The 5,107-nt window shown below is 61.0% G+C and carries 3 protein-coding genes; all 3 read left to right on the top strand.

Going from position 1 to position 5,107, the window contains the following annotated elements; all coding sequences use genetic code 11:
• Positions 1–399, top strand: a 399-nt coding sequence (locus EN884_RS25340; protein ID WP_128360797.1) for a DUF2497 domain-containing protein, incomplete at its 5' end; no start/stop codon positions are given.
• Positions 400–617: 218 nt separating this feature from the next.
• Positions 618–3,401 (top strand): valine--tRNA ligase, encoded by a 2,784-nt coding sequence (locus tag EN884_RS25335; RefSeq protein ID WP_013531281.1) that lies wholly within the window; start codon positions 618–620, stop codon positions 3,399–3,401.
• A 358-nt stretch (positions 3,402–3,759) separates the two neighbouring features.
• Positions 3,760–4,980: an OmpP1/FadL family transporter gene (locus EN884_RS25330; protein ID WP_013531282.1), complete on the top strand. Its 1,221-nt coding sequence runs from the start codon at positions 3,760–3,762 to the stop codon at positions 4,978–4,980.
• Positions 4,981–5,107 lie beyond the last annotated feature (127 nt).

Below are 5,107 nucleotides of genomic sequence, written 5' to 3'. Positions count from 1 at the left end.
CGCGAGATCGCCGCGGTTGGCGAGCAGGCCAGGGCGGTGTCGGACCGGAGCGAGGCACGCAAGACGGCTGCCCAGCCGTCCGTGGAGGCTCCAGGGGATGAACCGGCCGCGAAACCGGCTACCGAGCCGTCTCGTCCGGATGCAAGCGTGGTGCGGCCGGTGGCGGCCAGCGACGCGCCGCGTCCGGCGATCGTTTCCGAGCACACCGGCCGTCAGGTCGCGGCTGCCTTTGGCGAGCTTTCCGACGCGTTTGCCAGCCGCAGCAAGAAGACATTCGACGAGATGGCCGAAGAGATGCTGCGGCCGATGCTGCAGGATTGGCTCGACAACAATCTGCCGACACTGGTCGAAAGGCTGGTGCGCGAGGAGATCGAGCGCGTGGCGCGCGGGGCGCAGTAGTTCCCCATGCCGATTGCCCAGAGGAAACGGCGCCTTCGTGGCGCCGTTTCTTTTGGTGAAGTCGTTGTCGGCAGGACGACGGATCGCGTTCCGTTGAAATGACTGAGGCCGCGCCTATCTGGTTGTGAGGGTCCGAGACAGCCCTTGCGGTTGACTTGGCCAAAACCTTCCGATTTACACCGGACCAGCAAACTCCCGACAGCGCGGACCATTTTCCCATGCTTGAAAAGACCTACGACGCCAAAACCGTCGAGCCGAAGATCGCCAAAGTCTGGGAAGAGGCCGACGCGTTTCGCGCCGGTGCCGGGGCCGAGGAGGGGGCGGAGGCCTTCACCATCGTCATCCCGCCGCCGAACGTCACCGGCTCGCTGCATATGGGACACGCGCTCAACAACACGCTGCAGGATATATTGGTGCGCTTCGAGCGCATGCGCGGCAAGAACGTCCTGTGGCAGCCGGGCATGGACCATGCCGGCATTGCCACGCAGATGGTGGTCGAGCGGCAGCTGATGGAAAAGCAGATCCATCGCCGCGACCTGACCCGCGAACAGTTCATCGAGAAAGTGTGGGAGTGGAAGGCCGAATCCGGCGGTGCCATCTTCAACCAGCTGAAGCGGCTCGGCGCCTCGGCCGACTGGTCACGCGAACGCTTCACCATGGACGAAGGCCTGTCCAAGGCGGTGCTCGAAGTGTTCGTCACGCTCTACAAGGAAGGGCTGATCTACAAGGACAAGCGTCTTGTGAACTGGGACCCCAAGCTGCTCACCGCGATCTCCGATCTCGAGGTCGAGCAGCAGGAGGTCAATGGCAATCTCTGGCACTTCCGCTACCCCGTCGAAGGCAAGGTCTTCGACCCGGAAAACCCGAAAACCTTCATCACCGTGGCGACGACGCGCCCGGAGACGATGCTGGGCGATACGGCCGTCGCGGTGCATCCCGACGACGAGCGCTTCCGGCATCTGGTCGGCAAGAACATCGTCCTGCCGATCGTCGGCCGCAGGATTCCCGTGGTGGCGGATGAGTATTCCGATCCGGAAAAAGGTTCGGGCGCGGTCAAGATCACGCCGGCGCACGACTTCAACGATTTCGAGGTCGGCAAGCGCCACAAGCTGCCGGCGATCAATATCCTGACCACGGAGGCGGCGGTAAGTCTCAGGGACAATGAGGATTTCCTTGCCGGCCTCGAGGTGACGCCGGAGCGCCAGGCGGTCTGGGACGAACTCGACGGCCTCGATCGCTTCGTCGCGCGTAAGAAGATCGTCGAGCTGATGGAAGAGGGCGGCTTCCTCGAAAAGGTCGAGCCGCATCGCCATGCGGTGCCGCATGGCGATCGCGGAGGCGTGCCGATCGAGCCGTTCCTGACCGAGCAATGGTATGCCAATGCGGCGGAGCTGGCCAAACCGGCAATCGCTTCAGTGCGCGAAGGTCGCACGAACTTCGTGCCGAAGAACTGGGAAAAGACCTATTTCGACTGGATGGAGAACATCCAGCCCTGGTGCATCTCGCGCCAGCTCTGGTGGGGCCACCAGATTCCGGCCTGGTACGGGCCGGATGGGCGCGTCTTCGTCGAGAAGACCGAGGAAGAGGCGCTGAGCGCCGCGATCGAATTCTATCTGGCGCTGGAAGGACCGTGGAAGGCCTGGGTCGAGGACAAGCTGGAGAACTTCAAGCCGGGCGAGATCCTGACCCGCGACGAGGACGTGCTGGACACCTGGTTCTCGTCGGCGCTGTGGCCGTTCTCGACGCTGGGTTGGCCTGATGAGACTCCCGAGCTGAAGACCTACTACCAGACCGACGTGCTGGTGACAGGCTTCGATATCATCTTCTTCTGGGTCGCCCGCATGATGATGATGGGCCTGCACTTCATGGACGAGGAGCCGTTCCACACCGTCTATGTCCATGCGCTGGTGCGCGACAAGAACGGCGCCAAGATGTCGAAGTCGAAAGGCAACGTCATCGATCCGCTCGACCTGATCGACGAATACGGCGCCGATGCGCTGCGCTTCACCCTGACGGTGATGGCGGCACAAGGCCGCGACGTGAAGCTCGATCCGGCGCGCATCGCCGGCTATCGCAATTTCGGCACCAAGCTGTGGAACGCGACGCGTTTTGCCGAGATGAACGAGGTCGCGCGCAATGACGATTTCTGGCTGAACGACGCCAAGCTGGCGGTCAACCGCTGGATCCTCACCGAGCTGACGCGGGCGGCGCGCGAGATCACCGACGGCATCACCTCATACCGCTTCAACGAGGCGGCGGGCGCCGCCTACCGCTTCGTCTGGAACCTGTTCTGCGACTGGTACCTGGAACTGCTGAAGCCGGTGTTCATGGGAACCGACGAGGCGGCCAAAGCCGAAAGCCGAGCCTGCGTCGCCTTCGTGCTCGACGAGATCTACAAGCTGCTGCATCCGATGATGCCGTTCATGACCGAGGAACTGTGGGCGCAGACCGCTGGCGAAGGCAAGCAACGCCCCTCGCTGCTGTGCCATGCCACGTGGCCGTCACCGGACTTCGAAGACGCCGAGGCTGCAGCCGACATCAATTGGCTGGTCGACCTCGTCTCCGGCATCCGCTCCGTGCGTTCGGAGATGAACGTGCCGCCGGCAGCCATCGCACCGCTCGTCGTGGTCGGCGCCAACGATGTGACACGCGAGCGCCTCGTTCGCGAGGAGTCGGCGATCAAGCGGCTGGCGCGGGTCGGCGACATCTCGCTTGCCGATATCGCGCCCAAGGGTTCGGCGCAGATCGTGCTCAACGAGGCGACGATCTGCCTGCCGCTTGGCAGCCTGATCGACCTCGCCGCCGAGGCTGCACGGTTGCAGAAGGAACTGGCCAAGGTGACCGAGGAGATCGCGCGCCTGCACAAGAAACTGTCGAACGAGAGGTTCGTGGCCAGCGCGCCGGCCGAGATCGTCGATGCCGAGCGTGAAAAGCTCGCCGAATACCGCGATGCACAGGACAAGCTGTCGATCGCGCTGGCCAGGGTTCGCGACGCCGGCTGAGGGTAGATTCGGGAGACTTTAGACCCCTCTAAAATGCTGGTTTTCCGCCTGGAAAATCAGCATTCCGTTGCGTTAATATTGACGTAAACGGAAGTTTTAGCCCCATTGTTGCCATAATGTAACAATGGGGCTCCTGGAGCCCAAAAAAGGCCTGTTTTCGAGCCTTTTTGGATGGTTCTCCCTGTTTTTTGAGAGCCGCTCAGCCTTCACAGACCATTTTTCGGCCTTGCCGCACCCGGTTGCATTTCCTCGAAAATGCGGCTGGCCAGTGTGTACATGTACGCCCGCGAATTCGTTGTTGCACCGTTAACCTGAATTGGTTCTAGCTTGGTGCACTCGAATTCGGGGAGGACATTTCATGACTATTCTGCGACTGAAGGCGCTGCTGGGGGCGGGCTGCTTTTCGCTGGCTTTGATCGGGACGGCGATGAATCCGGCACATGCCGGCGGCCTGGAGCGTGGCGGCTACGATATCGATCTGCTGTTCGATCCGGCTCCGTTCGCGACCGAAGCGGAAGCGACCTATGTGATGCCGGACCGCAAGTACGAGAATGCGCGCGGTCCAGGCGGAGCCGATCTCGGCTTGGGCACCTCGGCCGACGGAGCCGAGGGCTATTGGGTTCCGCGCGTGGGAATGAAGGTCCAGGTCGTGCAAGGCGTGGATTGTATGGTCGATTATTCGCAGCCCTGGGGCGCGCATACCGCACCTGGCATGTGGAATGGTGCGCTTTCCAATACGGAAACCGATATCAAGAGCAACAACTACGCTGGTACATGCTCTTATAAATTTGATGCGGGCAAGGGCCAACTTCGTTTTATCGGCGGGCTGTTTTACCAAGACATCTCGGGATTCAAAGAAAGCTTGGTAAACGTACTCCCAGCATTGACAGGCCGTGTCGATCTCGAGGCCAGTGGCTGGGGTTGGCGCGCAGGCGTCGCTTATGAAATCCCCGACATCGCGTTGCGCGCGAGCCTTGTCTACAATTCGAAAGTCAAGCTCGACAATATCTCGGGTGCGCTCGACCTCACCAGTATTGGCAGAGGCGTTACCGATATTTACGGATCAACACAGTACATGCCTGATTCCGTGGAGCTGAAGTTGCAGTCGGGTATCGCTCCCGGCTGGCTTGCCTTCGGTTCGATCAAGTGGGTGAACTGGAGTTTGCTGCAGAGCGTTCCTATCTGCCCGGTGGGGGCTCCGTCCTCACTTTGCTTCACCAACGGCCCGGCAGAGGCAACCTCCCTTGACCTGATGTATCGTGATGGCTGGACCGTATCAGGTGGTATCGGCCACAAGTTCAACGATCAGTGGAGTGGAGCCGGTCAGTTGACTTGGGATCGCGGCACCTCGCATGGCTTCGGCGCGCAGACCGACACCTGGACGCTGGGTGGCGGCGTCGCTTATACGCCGAAGCCCAACATTGAGGTTCGCCTGGCCGGTGCAGTCGGTGTGCTCACCAGTGGTCATTCCGGCATAGTGATTGGCGAGAACGGAAAAATTATTGGTGACGACGCCACCTACGATTTTGGCAACGATCTGGTCACGGCATTTTCCGGCGGTATCAAGATCAAGTTCTAACCTGTTGAGAATTTTACAAAAAGGCCGGGCAATACCCGGCCTTTTTCATTTGGGCGGCTCTTGCCCGTGCGCCATTCATATAGGCCGCGTGCACATAAGCCGCGCTGTTGTCGCCCTCCTGCTATTG

This window comes from Mesorhizobium sp. M7A.F.Ca.AU.001.01.1.1 (assembly GCF_004022735.1).
GTDB classification, from domain to species: Bacteria; Pseudomonadota; Alphaproteobacteria; order Rhizobiales; family Rhizobiaceae; genus Mesorhizobium; species Mesorhizobium ciceri.
This window is presented reverse-complemented; position numbering and strand designations above follow the sequence as displayed.

Bases quoted from the DNA above. Each gene is read 5' to 3' on its own strand.
- EN884_RS25330 (WP_013531282.1), top strand. From the start codon at position 3,760: ATGACTATTCTGCGACTGAAGGCGCTGCTGGGGGCGGGCTGCTTTTCG.
- EN884_RS25335 (WP_013531281.1), top strand. From the start codon at position 618: ATGCTTGAAAAGACCTACGACGCCAAAACCGTCGAGCCGAAGATCGCC.